The 15893-nt window shown below is 66.8% G+C and carries 16 protein-coding genes and 1 pseudogene; 5 read left to right on the forward strand and 12 right to left on the reverse strand.

Annotated features, from left to right (window positions below):
- Positions 1-108: 108 nt before the first annotated feature.
- Both ON32_RS20370 and ON32_RS20375 read right to left on the reverse strand, forming a co-directional pair.
- Entirely contained in the window at positions 109-1431 is a 1323-nt protein-coding gene (locus ON32_RS20370; RefSeq protein WP_245551183.1) for a VWA domain-containing protein, read from the reverse strand.
- A gap of 68 nt (positions 1432-1499) precedes the next feature.
- On the reverse strand, positions 1500-2147 hold the full coding sequence (locus tag ON32_RS20375; protein WP_083874675.1) for a TetR/AcrR family transcriptional regulator: 648 nt from the start codon (positions 2145-2147) through the stop codon (positions 1500-1502).
- A 199-nt stretch (positions 2148-2346) separates the two neighbouring features.
- Between ON32_RS20375 and ON32_RS28120 the strand changes: the two genes are divergently transcribed.
- A complete protein-coding gene (locus ON32_RS28120; protein WP_373284333.1) occupies positions 2347-3156 on the forward strand; it encodes a Rieske 2Fe-2S domain-containing protein in 810 nt (269 codons plus the stop codon).
- On the opposite strand, the pseudogene ON32_RS20380 reads toward ON32_RS28120, so the two are convergent.
- From ON32_RS20380 to ON32_RS20400, 5 genes and pseudogenes are all read right to left on the reverse strand, one after another.
- Positions 3111-3704: pseudogene (locus ON32_RS20380) on the reverse strand (arsenate-mycothiol transferase ArsC); the annotation flags it as partial. The gene ON32_RS28120 and the pseudogene ON32_RS20380 overlap by 46 nt on opposite strands.
- A 106-nt stretch (positions 3705-3810) precedes the next feature.
- A complete protein-coding gene (locus ON32_RS20385) occupies positions 3811-5145 on the reverse strand; it encodes a hypothetical protein (protein WP_040792540.1) in 1335 nt (444 codons plus the stop codon).
- A complete protein-coding gene (locus ON32_RS20390; RefSeq protein ID WP_040792541.1) occupies positions 5142-5564 on the reverse strand; it encodes a hypothetical protein in 423 nt (140 codons plus the stop codon). The genes ON32_RS20385 and ON32_RS20390 overlap by 4 nt, the downstream gene beginning before the upstream one ends.
- Positions 5564-5749 carry a hypothetical protein gene (locus ON32_RS20395; protein ID WP_040792542.1) on the reverse strand — a complete coding sequence of 62 codons (186 nt, stop codon included), beginning with the start codon at positions 5747-5749 and terminating at the stop codon, positions 5564-5566. Before ON32_RS20395 ends, ON32_RS20390 begins: the two co-directional genes overlap by 1 nt.
- Positions 5746-7620 carry a hypothetical protein gene (locus tag ON32_RS20400; protein WP_051133495.1) on the reverse strand — a complete coding sequence of 625 codons (1875 nt, stop codon included), beginning with the start codon at positions 7618-7620 and terminating at the stop codon, positions 5746-5748. Before ON32_RS20400 ends, ON32_RS20395 begins: the two co-directional genes overlap by 4 nt.
- Positions 7621-7834: 214 nt before the next feature.
- On the opposite strand from ON32_RS20400, the gene ON32_RS20405 reads away from it, so the two are divergent.
- Positions 7835-8596: a Mut7-C RNAse domain-containing protein gene (locus ON32_RS20405; RefSeq protein WP_040792543.1), complete on the forward strand. Its 762-nt coding sequence runs from the start codon at positions 7835-7837 to the stop codon at positions 8594-8596.
- A gap of 39 nt (positions 8597-8635) precedes the next feature.
- On the opposite strand, the gene ON32_RS30570 is transcribed toward ON32_RS20405, so the two are convergent.
- The 3 genes from ON32_RS30570 to ON32_RS20420 form a co-directional block, all read right to left on the reverse strand.
- Positions 8636-8758, reverse strand: a complete 123-nt coding sequence (locus ON32_RS30570) for a hypothetical protein (protein WP_281032242.1) — start codon at positions 8756-8758, stop codon at positions 8636-8638.
- Positions 8759-8969: 211 nt separating this feature from the next.
- Positions 8970-9527: a TetR/AcrR family transcriptional regulator gene (locus ON32_RS20415; RefSeq protein ID WP_040792545.1), complete on the reverse strand. Its 558-nt coding sequence runs from the start codon at positions 9525-9527 to the stop codon at positions 8970-8972.
- Positions 9528-9548: 21 nt separating this feature from the next.
- Positions 9549-10391: an SAM-dependent methyltransferase gene (locus ON32_RS20420; RefSeq protein WP_040792546.1), complete on the reverse strand. Its 843-nt coding sequence runs from the start codon at positions 10389-10391 to the stop codon at positions 9549-9551.
- A gap of 551 nt (positions 10392-10942) precedes the next feature.
- On the opposite strand from ON32_RS20420, the gene ON32_RS20425 reads away from it, so the two are divergent.
- The 3 genes from ON32_RS20425 (at position 10943) to ON32_RS20430 (ending at position 12730) form a co-directional block, all read left to right on the forward strand.
- Positions 10943-11542, forward strand: coding sequence for a metallophosphoesterase (locus ON32_RS20425; protein ID WP_040792547.1), 600 nt, complete (start codon positions 10943-10945; stop codon positions 11540-11542).
- A 181-nt stretch (positions 11543-11723) separates the two neighbouring features.
- Positions 11724-11870, forward strand: a complete 147-nt coding sequence (locus ON32_RS28125; RefSeq protein WP_083874676.1) for a DUF1059 domain-containing protein — start codon at positions 11724-11726, stop codon at positions 11868-11870.
- 146 nt (positions 11871-12016) lie between these two features.
- On the forward strand, positions 12017-12730 hold the full coding sequence (locus tag ON32_RS20430; protein WP_040792634.1) for a 3'(2'),5'-bisphosphate nucleotidase CysQ: 714 nt from the start codon (positions 12017-12019) through the stop codon (positions 12728-12730).
- A 61-nt stretch (positions 12731-12791) separates the two neighbouring features.
- On the opposite strand, the gene ON32_RS20435 is transcribed toward ON32_RS20430, so the two are convergent.
- Both ON32_RS20435 and ON32_RS20440 read right to left on the reverse strand, forming a co-directional pair.
- Positions 12792-14561 carry a cutinase family protein gene (locus ON32_RS20435; RefSeq protein ID WP_040792548.1) on the reverse strand — a complete coding sequence of 590 codons (1770 nt, stop codon included), beginning with the start codon at positions 14559-14561 and terminating at the stop codon, positions 12792-12794.
- A gap of 138 nt (positions 14562-14699) precedes the next feature.
- The gene (locus ON32_RS20440; protein WP_040792549.1) at positions 14700-15647 is read right to left on the reverse strand and encodes a sigma-70 family RNA polymerase sigma factor; all 948 of its coding nucleotides are present in this window, start codon (positions 15645-15647) and stop codon (positions 14700-14702) included.
- Between the last annotated feature and the right edge of the window lie 246 nt (positions 15648-15893).

Here is a 15893-nt window from a genome sequence, read left to right on the forward strand (position 1 = left end):
CTTCGACCGGTCCGGTCGGCTGTGCGCGATCACGATGCAGGCGAGGTTCATCCGCCCGTATCGACCCCGGTGCTCACAGTAGTGGCGCGGTGGGCGAGCACCCGCCGGTCAGGTGCGCACGATGCCCGCCGCCCGCGCGGCGCGCAGCCAGTCGGGGAACTCGCCGAGCAGCCGCCGGTACAGGTCGGCGTCATCGATCCGATCTATATCGTCGACGGCGAAGAAACCGGCGTTGTCGACCACGCGTCCGTCCATCTCGTCCAATCGGCGCAGAATCCCGTAGTCGGCCTTACCACCCATGCCCACGAACTGCCAGAAGGCCGGCAACGCCGCTGCCTTCCGCATCAGGGCGGCGATTGCGGCCTTCTTGCGGAAACCGCCGTCGGTGAAGAACAGCACCAGGGTGGGTGGGTCGCCCACACGCAATCCGGTGATGATCTCGTTCATGATGGGGATCTCGTCATTGACCCCACCGATCGCGGCGTAGTCGATACCTCCGTGGATGCCGGACAGATGCAGGTAGGTCTCGCACCACGTGTCGGTGCGTTCGACGGCGATCTCCGGAAGTTTGGCGAAGCGCATCGCGTACAGATAGGGCTCGAGGAGGCCGTCGTCGTCGAGTTGGATGGCGACCGGAATCATCCGCTGTACCACCCGACGCACCACCCCCTTCCGATACAGCTTGTGCATGCTGCCGGTTTTATCGATCACGAGCACCACACGCGCCCGAACATCGCCCGCCCCTTTGCTCATCAGGACCGTCGCGACTTCCCGTTTGCGCAGATCCAGTTTCCGGCGCTTCTCCAGGGACAACACCGCCTCCCCGGGCACGGTCCGGATCGGCGGTGTGGCCGGGGAGACCTCGGATTCGGGTCGATACGCGGGGTCCGGCGCAGAGTTCCCGGATGCGGGTTCGTCGTCGACGACCACACCGTGATCGGTGACCAGCGCGGCGAAACCCCCGGCGTATCCCTGTCCGACGGCGCGGATCTTCCATCCGGCACCACGGCGATACAGTTCCAGCGCGATCACCACGGACTCGCTGCCGAGCCCCTCGATCCGATAGCGGTACCGGGCCCGCCCGCCGGGCTCGGTCACGGAGGCGATCGGCGGCGGGATCCGACCGAAGGTGTTCGTGGGGTCGTCCAGGGTCGTCACGATCCGTATCTGCGCGATATCGGCGGGTACGGCGGCGGTCGACACTTCCAGAGCGGCCGGTTGTCCCCCGGTTCCGGGCCGTAGCCGCACACCGGGACCGGTCGGTTGGTTGTAGAACACGAAATCGGCGTCGGAGCGGACCTTGTCGCGGTCGTCGACCAATAGCGCGCAGAGATCGGCGAGGGCTGCGACCTCCACCGAGATCACCAGGTCATCGATCTCCAGCGGACCGTTCTGTCCCTTGACCAAAGACATGGTCGCCGTCGTGCTCATCGTATTCGTCCTTTACCGCGGGAAGGGGGCCGGATCACCGTAACCGTCGCCGGCAACGGCGATATCCGCTATCCGGTATCCCTCACCCCGAGAGACCGGGAGTGTTCGAGGTAGGCGACGATCGCGTTCGTCAGCCCCCGCCGGGCCTCGTCCAGGTCGGTATAGGTGCCCAGTTGCCGCTCCGAGACGATTCCCCGCATCGCGCCCGGCAGAAACGCGGCCACCTCGCGCACCCGGGCGGGATCGACGTCGAGGTCGGCGAAGGCCTTCTGGCAGGCGGCCTCCCATGCCTCGCCCCAGGAGAGCAGTTCGGCCGCGGTGCGCGGATAGAGCCGTTCCAGTTCCGCACGATCACGAGGTAGCGCGGTGCGCAGGGTTTCGATGGCTCGGGAATCGGTCGAGGTCAGGCCCCGGTACAGGGTTTCGACAGTGGCGGCCACGCGGTCCCGTAACGGCGCTCCGGCATCGAAGACGACCGGAAGTTCGCCGCGCCGTTCGGCGGTACGCCGCAATACCGCCGACCAGAGCCCATCGGCATCCTGAAACTGGTATTTTACCGCGCCCCAGGTGGCACCGATCTCCTTGGCGATGCGATTGGCGGAAACAGCGCCCGGTTCGCCCGAGGCCAGTGAGCGCAGAGCGGCCTCCAGCATGCTCTCGCGGGTGGCGTGGCCACGCCGATTCCCACGTCGTCCGCCGGTAGCCGCTTCGGTCATCTTTCGGATGGTAGCGGTGTCGGTTCGTTCTCTTGCACGGTTTGTCGGGGACGGCCCCGGTGAGGGCGCGGCCGAAGACCACGCGCGCCAATTTCACAGAACCCACTGTCGTGCTGCCGGTAAGGCATTACCACCGCGACTGCGGGCCACCGGCCGGATCCGTATCGGCAATCCGTCGGCGGCGAGAGGACGGCAGACCATGGCCAAACCACCGTTGTCCATGCAGCCCACCGGATGGTCCCAGGTCGCGTGGTCGGCCGAGGTCGGCATCGGCGGGGTTCGCCGCATGAAGTATTTCGACTGCGAGATGATCGCCTGGCGAGCGGGTTTCGGCCCGGTCGCGGTCATGAACGCCTACCGCGAACACCTCGGCGGCGCCCATCCGGGCCACGGCGGACGGATCGAGGACGAACGCATCGTCTGCCCGTCCCACGGATGGGAGTGGAACGCCGAGGGCCGCAATGTCCGTATCCCCTATGAGAACCGACCGAACCCGGGCCGCCGCATCCGCAGCTATTCGGTGGTGGAACGCAAGAAGGGCATCTACATCCGGCACGACTACATCCGGCACGACTACATCCGGCACGACTACATCCGGCACGACTACATCCGGCACGACGTCCATGGCCGCGCCCCCCATTCCGAGGTGCCGGATGCGTTCACCGGACTCGCCGACGGAGCGACCGCGGTCGACTACTACCCCGCCTTCGGTCGGTCCACGCTCTACCGGGAACGCCTGGAACTGCACTCGCAGTACGTCCTCGAGAACGGCGTGGGTTTCGACCATTTCAGGTATGTGCACAAGGTGGCGCTCGCACCGAAGTTCACGTCAGGATTTCGACGCGCCGGTGTCGTATGTGGACTTCATCATCACCTTCGCCGGCCGCTTCAGGTGACCGGACCCAGTTCGGCCACCAACTCGCCGACCCGGTTTGCGAGCTCGTCGCGAATGGGCCGGACCGCCTCGATATCCCGGCCCCGGGGATCGGGAACGTCCCATTCGCGGTAACCGATCCCCGGCACCGCCGGGCAGTCGTCGCCATGGTCCATGGTGACGATGACGTCGGCGACCCGTGCCATCTCCTCGGTCCACGGCATGGGAACCTCGTCGCCGATCTCGATTCCCACCTCGCGCATCGCCGTGACCACCACCGGGTCGATATCGCCCACCGGGTCGTCACCCCCGGACCAGGCCACCGCACGGTCACCGACCATCCGGTTGAAGAATGCGAGCGCCATCGGCCCGCGTCCGGCATCGTGCTCGGACAGGAACAGCACCATCGGCCGCCCCGCTCGGGCCCTACCCTCCACCTCGGCCAAGGCGTGCAGACGTTGCCGGGCGACCCGTTCGGCCGACAACGGCGGGAGTTCGGTGATATCGGCGTGGGCACGGATACGCCCGTAGGACGAGCTCAGAAATTCCTCGACCGTCTTCCGATCGAATACGCCCGCGAATTCGCGTTCCAATCGATCCGCGGCGGATCGCAGGGCGGCCCATCGATCGAGGGCGGGTTCGCCGTGCGGGTGGACGGCATTCGGGGCGGGGTTTTCCGTCATGATCGTTCCTCTGTGTCGTGAAGGCCGAGCATCGGTCCGATCGGCGGTCGACCGAAAGCCGCGGTCGGATCGCCGTCACCGGGGGTAGTGCCCATATTCTCCGATCTCATGCCTCGAACAGCAGGTAGAGCCCGGTGAAGGTGAAACCGACCATGGTCAGCATCAGGGCCAGTTGGCCGGTCAACCGATGCGCCGGCGGCAGCAGGCGCAAACTGCGGTCGTGGGCCGCGGCGACGCCGAGGATATGCCCGAGCACCACCGCAAATACCTTGATCGTGCCCAGTAGCGCGGGATGGGTGGACAGCACGTAGGCGACAGCGCGGTCCCCGAGGCCCGCGATATTCCATCCCCGCTCGAGTGGGTCCGCGAACAGCAATACGGTCGCCTGCCCCTTCTCCACCAGGAAAGTGAGGTAATGGGCCACCACATACCCCGCGACGATCGGGGTGAGGCTGTGCGCCAACCGGCCCGGCAGCAATGTGCGTTCGGCCGGTGTGAGCCCACCGGTGGCACGGGCCGCGATCGTGAACACCCCGCCGACCACCACGATGAATCCGAGCAAACCGAGGGTCTCGACCACGGTCGGCAGAAAATCCGCCACGGTCTCGGTATCGGCCATCAGCGTTCGCCAGACGGGGAACATGGTGAAACTGTCGAAGGCGGTGGAGCCGAGCAGGGTCGCGGCCACCGCCACCGCCCCGCGCCGAGTCGGTGTCCCGGCGAGATTGGCCAGTGGTGAGCGCAGGACGAGTTCACCGGTGTCGCGGCGACCGAGCGGGCAGAGTCCGGCCAGCAGGGTGCTGTACACCTCGATCGGGTCGGCGTGCTCGGCCCACCGGGCGCCGAAGACGACCAGCCCGAACAGGGTCACGAGCAGATATCCCACCAGCCAGGTGGTCACCGCCGCCACCGCACCGGGGTCGGGGTACACCAGTTCGAGCCAGACGAAGGAGAACAGGCCGAACACGGCCGGCCACTGCCCCCACGAATCCGGATAACGCAGGACACCGCGATCGGGTGGACACCGCCGCATCCGGCAGATCACCCGATGCACCGCCCGCGTCGGGGACACGATCTTCCATACCGGTCCCACGACGAGCGAGGCGACCGGGACGCCCACCCACAGGAAGACGTAGAGCACCCCGGGAACGGGGTTGCGGCCAGGGTCGGCGGACCCGAACAACGCCACCGCGAGCACGAGCGCGGTGGCGCCCACGCTCACCGTCGCGATCACGGTGCGCGCTACCGCCGAGTCGACGACCCGGGTGACGACCGTCGGCAACGGCCGGCCCGGCGACCGCGGATCCAGTCGCGGCGAACGCCAGGCGAAGAGCAGGAGCGCGAACGAGAACGTCAGGGCCCATGCCGCGCCGACCAGGGCGTACGAGAACGGAATAGGCAGGTCGGTGGCGCCGCCCAGCCCGTGTGCCAGGACCGTCATCCGCGAACGAGCAGTGTCGCCACCGTCCGACCGACCTTGTGCAGTTCGATCTCCACTCGTCCCGGGACGTCCACCGTGAAGCGGAAACGTTGTCCGGCGCCGGCGGCGACGGGGAAGGTGTGCTCGGGGGTCGCATGCACGTGCAGTTCGTCCTCGACGTCACTGTCGACCACGAGTTCGACGGGCCGACCCACCCGAACCTCCTGTCGGGTATCGGCCGGACTCACCGTCCCGCCGGCGATCCGCACCGGGATGATCAATGCCGCCTCGTCGAGCGCACCGGACGCCGTCGCATCCCGGCTCGCCGGTGCATCGGTCGGTCCCGTCCGTCCCGACTCGCCCGTGGCACAACCGGCCGCGACCAGACCGGCCGACAGCATCAGGACGAGAACGGCACGACGATGACGTGGGCAGGACATCAATCCTCCTCGATATCACGCTCGGTATCCGGGTGTTCGCTTTCGTCGTCGGGGCCGGCCCGGCGGTCCCGAAGGGCGATGTACACCACCACCCCCACGACCACGAACGCCGGCAGGAAAGCGGGTACTGCCAGCAGGACCGAATGATCGGCGAGCACGTCCACATGCTCGGGATACCCGGTCATCGGACGGAGGCCGCCGGCTGTGTCACCGCCGGATCCCGGCGCGGGTACCGATCGCCGATACGCGCCGCACCCCAGGACAATGCGGTGACGAGAATCAGGCTGCACACCAGCACCACGAGTGAGGCCGCCGTGAACAGCCAGGCCGGATGGTCGAAGGAGCGTTCCCGCTGCAGAACGGTGATCTCGGAGACGAACGGTCGGGTGAATGTGGCGGGCGCGGGCACCTCCTCGGCGCCGATACCGGGATCGGCCGCCATGTAGATCGGCAGCGCGGTCAATGTTCGTCCGTCCTGGAGGCGCAGCACGGTCTTCCAGCTCCCGTGGACCGGTACGGGTTTCGTCGATTCGTAGTGCCCCCGGTCGATGCGGCGAAGCCGGTCCACGACCAGACCACGTCCGGGGTTGTCGCTGTCGGCGCCACCCTGCCAGGACAGGATCTGTAGCCATTCCGGATCGTCACCGACGAGATCCTCCGGTGTGAGCCGGATATCGGCGAGCACCATACGCCCCGGAAAATCGGTTTCGGCCTCACGCAGCGTCACGGTGGCCGAGGCTTGTTCCGGTACATCGATGATCAGGCCGTTGGCGATCGCCGCCGCCACGATCACCACGGCGGCGACCATGAGACCGCGACGTACGGGCGGACGGGGTAGCGGCTCGCCGCGAAGCACGGTGGCCAGCAGCGCACCCACCACACCACCCGCGATCCCGGTGGGAACGGCCATGACCAATAGCTCCGGCCACATCCCGGCGGGCCACGGATCGACGAACACGGCGGCCACCCACAGCGATTCGAGCCACAATCCCACCGTGGCGGCGGCGAACCCGCAGAGCGCGCCCCACAGGAGCGGCCGGCGGACGAGCGGAAGCAGTGCGAGTAGTTCCACCACGAGCGCGATGCCGAGATAGAGCGGGAAGACATTGCGCGGCGCGTCGAGGATCGGGCCCCCGACCAGGAAGGCCACCGCGGCTCGGACCGCGGTCGCGAACGCCACCGCCACCAGGGTGCTGCCCACCCCCAGGACGAGACGCGCGGCGACGAGGGCGACGGACGCGGCCGCCACAATGAGCAGGGGCTGGAGAACGAGCCGGAACTGCTGCACCCCGAAGTCGTATTCCACCTGGAACACCGACAGCCCGATCAGCAGGCCGCCGAAGGCGAAGGCGCGCAGCACCCACATGAGGCGTCCGCCCGGCCGTTGTGGATCGGGCCGGTGGTGTCGACCCTCGTGTTCCAATAGCAGCACCCCGACCAGGGACAACCCGGCGCCACCGATGAGCATCAGATGGGTCGGCCCCCACAAGGTGACGTCCTGACCGAACATTCGGTGCCACAGATCGTCGAGAGGGAACCCGATCAGGGCGTAGAGTCCGGCGCCCGCGATGAGAATTCCGCCGACCGGCGCGTACCAGGTGCGGGTGATCCGAATGGCCGCGGGACCCGGTTTGTCGTCCAGCGGCAGCACCACCGCCGTCATCCCGGCCGTGAACAGGAAGAACAGCCCGACGAGGATGAAATAGTGGGCCGGATTGGCCAACGGTCCCTCATCCCGTCCGTCCCCCACGTGCAAGGAGACATCCCAGATGAAGCCCAGCAGTGCGGTGAGGATCGTCGCGAGGAATAACGCCATCGGCAGGGCCGCCCAGCCCGGCCGGTTGAAGACCTGCCCCAATCCGTCGGCCAGCCGCCCCAACCAGGCGATCCGGCGGGTGCGGTGCAGATATCCCACCCAGAGCAGCACCAATGCGACGACCCCGGCCGAGCCGGTCATGATGGCCACCTGGTCGAGGGCCGCACCACCGCCCTCACTGCCCTGCGCGACCCACACGGCCCTCGCGTCCACGGTGTGGAGCACGGATACCTCCCTCATACGAACAGTAGGTGTAACGGACGGTATCATGAAATCGGTTCACATTGGTTATATGTCGGAATTTTCGGCGGTCGGAGTATTCTTCCAGTTCATAGGCTGTTGAACCTCGAATTCGGTAAACAGTCGTGCACCGTACCGATTCCCGACTACCCATCCCCATACCGAGTCACACAGCGGTTCGGGTGCGCTTCGCGCGAGTTCCCATGAGTTCCCCATGAGTATCGATATCCGGGTCTACGCCGAACTGAACGATTTCCTTCGGCCCGACGCGCGCTACACGGTGCTGCGGCGCCCCTTCCGTGCGCACCAGACCGTGAAGGATGTGCTCGAAGCCGTCGGTATTCCGCATACCGAAGTGGATCTGGTGCTCGTCAACGGCCATCCGGTGGATTTCGCGCACCGCCCCACACCTGGCTCCCGGATCGCCGCCTACCCCGTCTTCGAAACCCTGGACATCGGTCCGGTGACCCGGGTACGCCCGCACCCGTTACGGGAGCCGAGGTTCGTCGCCGATGTCAATCTCGGCGGCCTCGCCCGTCTCATGCGGCTGATGGGCCTGGACGTGCTTTGTCCGTGGACCGCCGACGATGCGACACTCGCCCGGATATCGGCGGCCGAACACCGGATCCTGCTCACCCGCGACCGCGGTCTTCTCAAACGTCGCACCGTGACCCACGGCGTCTACATCAGGGCTGATCGACCGATCGATCAGATCGTCGAGTTGATCCACCGCCTCGATCTCACCGGCCGCCTGGACCCATTCGCCCGCTGCCTGCGCTGCGGCGGCCGAGTCGACCCGGTCACCAAAACCGAGGTGGCGGATCGACTGGAACCGCTCACCCACCGTTATTACGACGATTTCCGCCGCTGCCGCGACTGCGGGCAGATCTACTGGTCCGGATCGCATCGCACCCGGCTCGACGCCACGGTGGAGACCATCCGCGCCGCCGTCACCACCCGCACCGGCAGCGGATAACCGTCATCGGGCACCGACCGGGAACTCCACCCCCGTCGATCACTGCGCGGCCTCCGCCCGGCTTCCGAGTCCCGCACCTGCGGTGACGCGGCCGGCACCGGCGGCCCGACCGGCCCGATCCGGCGCGTACGCCGGGGTCGACGGTTTCTTCGATGCGCTCATCTCGTATATCCGGTTCCGGCACGGACCGTCGGGCGACTCGGGCCGGGTCACCCGAATTCCACCGAACTCGACCGGCACGAAACGATACCAACAGCGAAATATATCTCTCTCAAAATAAGAATTTCACTCCAGCAGGCGAGCGGGCGACGGTAATCCACATCTCGCCACCGGAACCCGCATCGAAGTCCCTCACCGCTCCCGATGCGGTGGATTACCCGCGCAACCCTCGATACAGCAGAGCCCAGGCTCGCTCGGCATGGGCCCGCCTGACCTCCCCTGCGGTTTTCGATACCAGCCCGGCCAACATCCCCACCACGAGAACGATGTCGTCGGCCGTGACGTCCGCGGCAATATCGCCACGTTGCCCGGGATCGGCGAGTTTGCGGGTGAGAAGTTCACGCAGCCGCGCCGCGGTCTCCGCGACCCGAGGGTCGTCGACGCCGGTCGGATCCAGCATCATGATGAACGCCGCCGAGGCGACAACCTGGTCGACGAGGATGCGCAGCACATCGTCGACGGTGGTCGACGGGTCCGCCGCGCGCGCCTCGACCGCGCAGATGTTCTCCTCGAACACCGCCGCCGCCAGCCGTCCCCGGGTGGGGAAATGCCGATACAGCACCCCCTGCCCCACCCCCGCGGCGCGCGCGATGGCCGACATCGGCACCCCGGAGCCCTTGTCGGCGAACAGGGTCCGAGCCGCGGCGATCAGTGCGGCACGGTTACCGGCCGCTGCTCTGGGGCCCCTATTGGCCCGAGGCGAGGCAGTCATCGCGCCCAACCCTATCTCGAATCACTTGTAGCCGAGTCCACCGAGCATCAACCGTTGCTCGAGGGCACGGGCACACACCCTCGGCCCCGGCGGCCACCAATCGTCCAACTCCACCAGGCCCGGTTCCACCAGATCCAACTCCCCGAAGAACGAGGAAATCTGTTCCCGGGTCCGGAACCATCCCGTGCCCAATCCCGTCTCCAGGTATCGTCGCTGCAGCTCCCGGGCCAGTCGGTGCGCCTCCGTCCCATCGTCCGGATCCCAGAAATGCGTGATCGCCACGGCCGAGCCGGGAGCCAACGCATCGATATGACGACGCACGATCCCCACCGGATCCTGCTCGTCGGAGATATGGTGCAAGACCGCGCCCAGTATTACCGCAATCGGGCGGTCCCTGGCCAGATGACGCGCGATCGCCGGATGGTCGAGCAGTGCGCCCGGGGCGGTGAGATCGCCGGGAACGAAGATGGTCTCCTCGTTGGTCTCCAACAAGGCCCGACCGTGCGCGTGGCACATCGGGTCGTTGTCCACGTACACCACCCGGGCCGCACGGTTTTCCCCCTGGACGATCTCATGGGTGTTGTAGTGGGTGGGCAAACCGGCGCCGATGTCGAGGAACTGGTCGATACCCACCATTCCGGCCAGGTAGCGAACCACACGCTCCATCCAGGACCGGTTCATCCGGGCCAGTCCCGGCATACCGGGTGCGACCTCGAGAACGGCCGCCAACACTCGACGGTCGACTTCGTAATTGTCCTTGCCGCCGAGGGCGGCGTCATAGACTCGGGCGCTACTCGCCCGGGTTCTGTCGAGGCCGGCCGGCGCACACTCTCCGACCGACGGCGTATGCGGGGTATCGGGCATCGCGGGTCTCTCTATCCGAGATCGGGTGAAGCATGACGGTCGGGCGGGCGCGGGACGCTGTTCCATACGCGCTCGGAACACGGCCGTGCCGACCGGGGTACCTGTGGATGATTGGGAATGCTATGCCGATTCGCCCATCCGTGTGTCGGTATCGCTCCAGACATTCGGCAGACGGTGAATCGGGAGTTCCGTCACGGTACGCCCAAGGGGCCTACCCTCCGGGCACATCGCGCATGATGAACTGCCGGCCACCCTTATCTCGTGCCGAATTCGGCAGTGGGCATGAACGCTCCTTCCGACAGAAGTATGGCTCGACGAGGAGGACGATACGGTCGGCGCGAATGTGTGGCCGTCCGAACGGTGTTTGTCGAGTCAACGTGCCTCACTCTTGTATGCCCTGCTCACGGAAGAAATATTCATTGGTGCTCGAGCGACGGTAATGATGATGATGTATTACGCGCTCCACGTGGGAAGATCGGCGAACTTTCGTGCGCGGATTCCCGACTTACCGCAATGGCGCGGAGGACCGCGACACGACCATCGGAGCACGAATGAGCACCACCTGGTACACATCCGATCTGCATATCGGCCACAACCTCGTCGCCGGCCTTCGCGGGTTCGACACCTCGACCGACCACGACGCGGCGTTGGCCGTGTACTGGGACGAGATGGTCGGCCCCGACGATGTGGTGTGGATTCTCGGCGATATCTCCGTGGGCGGCAAACGTGCGGAACTCGCCGCTCTGGAGTGGGTCTCGCGCCGGCCGGGCACGAAACATCTCGTGGCCGGCAATCACGATTCGTGCCACCCGATGCGCAGCCGGGCACATATCTGGCAGCGGACCTACCTGGCGGTTTTCGAGTCGGTGCAGCAGTCGGCGATGCACCGCATCGACGGCGAACGGGTTCTGCTGTCCCACTTCCCGTATGCCGGCGACCCCGACGGTGACCACACCACGGAGAACCGTTTCGAGGAGTGGCGTCTCCCGGCCACCGGCGACAATGCCGGCCGGGCGTTGTTGCACGGGCACACCCACAGTGCGATATGTGTCCGGGGCCGACAGATTCATATCGGTTTGGATGCACATGAGCTGCGCCCGGTGTCCGAGGCCCGAGTGCGGGCGTTGCTGGAGCCGAATCCACCGACGTGAACGAATCCCGGGCGCGGTCCGTCGGAGCCGGTGTGGGCCGGGGGCCGGCACTCGCCCGGTGAGACGGTCGCACCACCGATATTCTGCTGAGGCCCGGTACGAGCCGGGTGAGATACGCCGTCGGGGAGCACCGGGCCGCGACCCTCTCCCCCACCGTGCGGTGAACCGGAAAGGATGACAGATGAAGACCAGGCTGACCTGCCCCTGCGGGGAACATATCGTCGGAGCGGACGAGGATGCCCTGGTGACCAAGGTGCGTCAGCACCTCACCGAGAACCATCCGGGCCACGACTACAGCCGCGACGAGATCCTGTTCATGGCCTACTGATATCTCGGCCTACTGATATCTCGCCGGTCCCGACCACCCCGCAACGGCCGCGGGACCGGACCGCGCGGTACCACCGTTGCCGGGTGGGGGGCCGTTCCGTGGTATACGAAAACGGGCATCCCGCCCAGCGGAAGGATCGGTATCGCATGGACGACCACACACTCGCCGCCACCTTGGCAGCGGAAGCGGGCGAGCTACTGCTCGGTATCCGCGAACTCGGCGGCAAGGTCGGCGATCAACGATCCAACGCTTTCCTCCTCGACCGATTGCGCCGGGAACGCCCCGACGATGCCGTGTTGTCGGAGGAGTCGCCGGACGACACCGCCCGCACCGAACACTCCCGGGTATGGATCGTCGACCCATTGGACGGCACCCGCGAATACGGAGAACCGCACCGCCAGGACTGGGCGGTCCATGTGGCGCTCGCGGTGGACGGGGAGCCGGCCGTCGGCGCGGTAGCTCTCCCCGCTGCGGGAATCGTGTTGCACACCGGGGCGCCTCCGGTGCTCGCGTCATCACCGGAACCCGGTGTCATCCGAATGGCGTTATCGCGTAGCCGCCCGTCCTTCGAGGTCCAACGGCTGGTGGCGCGGTTGTCGGCCACCCCCGTACCCATGGGCTCGGCCGGCGCCAAGGCCATGGCCGTCGTATGTGGGATCGCCGATGTCTACGCGCATTCCGGGGGACAGTACGAGTGGGATTCCTGCGCGCCGGTTGCGGTCGCGGCCGCCGCGGGACTCCATGTCTCCCGGCTCGACGGAACGCCACTGCGCTACAACCGACCCGACCCGTATCTGCCGGATCTGCTGATCTGCCGTCCGGAACTGGCAGATCAGGTGTTGCAGGCGCTCGCCGAATAATGCGGTCGGGACCTCGTCGCCGTATCCGAAGGGAAACCGGCGGATACGGAAACGAGGCAACTCAGTTCGGTGCCGCCGCACTCGTGCCGGTGGTGGCGAGCGGCGTGGTCGCACCGGCGGTGGTGGGCGTCGTCGTACTCGTGTCGGTGGCCGGTGTCGTGGATTCCGATGTTGTCGTGGGTGATTCGGTGGTCGAGGGCGCCTCTGTCGGAGCCACGGTGGTGGAAGGCCGTGCGGTCTCGGCGATCTCGGTGGGCACCGCCGAGGTGGACGGGAGCGCCGGTACCGAGGTATCGGGAGTTGCGGGCGGCGATACGGAGGTCGGCACCGGTGTGCCCTCGGTATCGGTCGTGGTGGGGCCGGGGCCGGTCGTCGTCGGTATCGAGGTCGGCGCGGTCGACGGCGGCGTCGATGTCGGCGCGATCGTCGGTGCCGTCGAGGTGGCCGCCACCGCCCGGTAGGCATCGGTGAAGTCCTCGGGCTCGGGCTCGGAACTCGGATCGATGGGCTTACCGGCCTGCGCCTGTTTGGCCAGATGGGTGAGCCAGGCGGCCGCGTATTCGGCGGAGGTCAGCGGCTTTCCGTTGTCGGGGTCGGCATCGCGCCAGTAGTCGAAGTGGTGCCCGGTGTGATTCGGCCCGAGGGTCAGCTTGTAGGGATCGCTCATGATCACCGGGATCGTGTTCTGGTTCGTCACGATGAGACCGACGATCTCGTTGAACACCTTCTGCGGCAGATACGCCAGCGGCGACAATTCCTCGGTCGCAATGGACTGCGCCGGCTCCGATTCCACCGGCGGTTGCCCCGGCCGATAGGCGGGGTCCGAGACGCGCAACAGCACTTCCAGAAAGGTTTCGTCGCTGCTCATCCAGTTCGGTTGCGATTGGATATCGGCGAAGGCCGCGAGCGCGATCCGGCCGAGGACCACGGCGACGTCGTGCCCGGTCGCCGGAGTGAGCCCTTCCCGTTCGAGCGCGTCGACATTCAGTTGTCGCCCCACGTTCACCGCCAAGTGCAGCAGGGAGATGTTCTCCGGTGCGGCGCAGGTGAGGTCGCCCTCGGAACAGAACGACGCGACCTTGCCGTCCAGCGCGCCGAAGCCGCCGCTGGTGCCCGGCAGCGCACCGCGCCCCGAGATCGGGGAAATACCGTTCTGATACTGCCGGTCGAAGCCATCGGGATTGCCGTAAGGGTTCTGCGCGCCGGGGAACGGCCCGTCGCCGACCGAGCGGCCCGGGTCGGCGAGAATGACCACGCCGAGAACATCGTCCGGGTCCACTATCCCGTATCCGTCGGCTCCGGGTTGCTGATTCCCCACGTTCATCGCGACGCGCCGTACGACATCGGCGCCTTCGCTGTAACCGACGATCGAGAACCTGGTGTCCGGGCAGGCCTGCGCGATTTCCCGCATCACCTGCTGGGTATTCGCGACACCGGCGGTGACGGCGTCCTCATAGGTGGCCATATTCGCCGGGTATGCGATGTAGACGGCGGCGTAGGAGCCCGGTTCCACATCGTCGGCGGGAGCATTGACCACCGGGTCGACCCACTCGCTGTTGTGGTCGCCCGACAGCGCGGCCGGTAACAGTTCACCATTGGCTCCGACCAGCATCTTCGTGGTCCCCTCGCGAGGGGTGTCATTGCGTCCGGCCACCGAGATGGTCACCATATCGTGGCATTCCGTCACGGAGGCCCGGAGCCGGGTGTCCTCGCTGCGCTGCGGCGCTGTTACCGCCACGGAGGTGGCGATCACCGCCGCCAATCCCAGCACGGCCGGCGCGGCAACGGCCGGGGTGATTCGGTACCGCGCGATGAACTCGCGAAGAGCCATGTCCTTGTTCCCATTCCATGAACCGACAAGTGGATGGACAGGCCCCCCGACAGGCCGTATGTCATCAAGGACGTCGCGCCCGGCTCCGGGATCGTTACCGCGCCCGGCTGTGTCGGTCCGCACAGGCGCGCCGACGGCTCAGGTGAGCAGGTCGGCGAGCCGGCGCATACCTGCGGGTTTGCGGAGTTTCGCCATGGCCTTGGCCTCGATCTGGCGAATGCGTTCGCGGGAGACACCCAGCAGACGCCCGACCTGTTCCAAGGTCCGCGGCTCGCCGCCGTCGAGGCCGTAGCGCAGGGTCAATACCTGCGCCTCGCGTTCGGCGAGCGCGGCGAGTGCCGCGTCGAGCTGTGGGCGGATCGACGCGGCGGCGACCGTATCCGAGGGATCCGGCGCCCGATCGGGGAGGAGGTCCCCGAGTTCGGTCTCGCTGTCACCGAGCACACCGTGCAGGGAGATCGTGGCGCGGGAGTGGCTCAGCACATTCCGCACCCGGTCGACGGGCACACCGATCTCGTCGGCGATCTCCTGCGCGGTGGCGTCACGTCCGAGTCGTTGGTCCAGCGCTCGCCGGGCACGTAACACCCGGTTGAGTATCTCGGTCACATTCGAGGGGATGCGGATGGCACGGCCCTTCTCATCGATGGCTCGCCCGACGGCCTGTTTGATCCACCAGGTGGCGTAGGTGGAGAACTTCAGTCCGCGGCGGTGATCGAACTTCTCCACCGCGCGGATCAGGCCCAGGGTGCCCTCCTGAACGAGGTCCAACAGAGACATACCGGTGGGCGCCGGGTAGCGCTTGGCGATCGATACCACCAGTCGCAGATTGGCCTCGATCATCCGGTTCTTCGCGCGCCGGCCGGTGTGCACCGTTCGCAGCAGCGCTCGTCGTTCCGCATCGGTGAGTTCTGCTCCGTTCGAATGGTTTTCGGCCAGATATCGCTCGGCACGCAGGCCCGCGGCCATACGTTCGCCGAGTTCGTATTCCTGTTCGGCGGTGAGCAGCGTGGTTCGCCCGATCCGATTCAAGTAGTCCCGGATGGGGTCCGTGCTCGGGGCGGTCGTGTGGATGCTGTGGATTGACATGAAGACCCTCCGGGTTCTGCCGCGGCTGTTGCGGTGGCCATGGGTGGGACCTCTGATGAGGTCCCACCCCGGTCCGTCACCGTCGTCCGGGGATACGCAGCAAGCGATGGGGCGGTATGCGATCCGGTCGACCGACGCGGTTTCGCACACCTCGTTTCCGCTCGAACGCGTCACGCGGGTGCGGCGGACGAGGACCCGACGGTGCGACGGTGGATCGGCGGAGGATCGACGGCAGATTGTCCGTCG

This window comes from Nocardia paucivorans NBRC 100373, assembly GCF_000308675.1.
Lineage (GTDB): Bacteria > Actinomycetota > Actinomycetes > Mycobacteriales > Mycobacteriaceae > Nocardia > Nocardia paucivorans.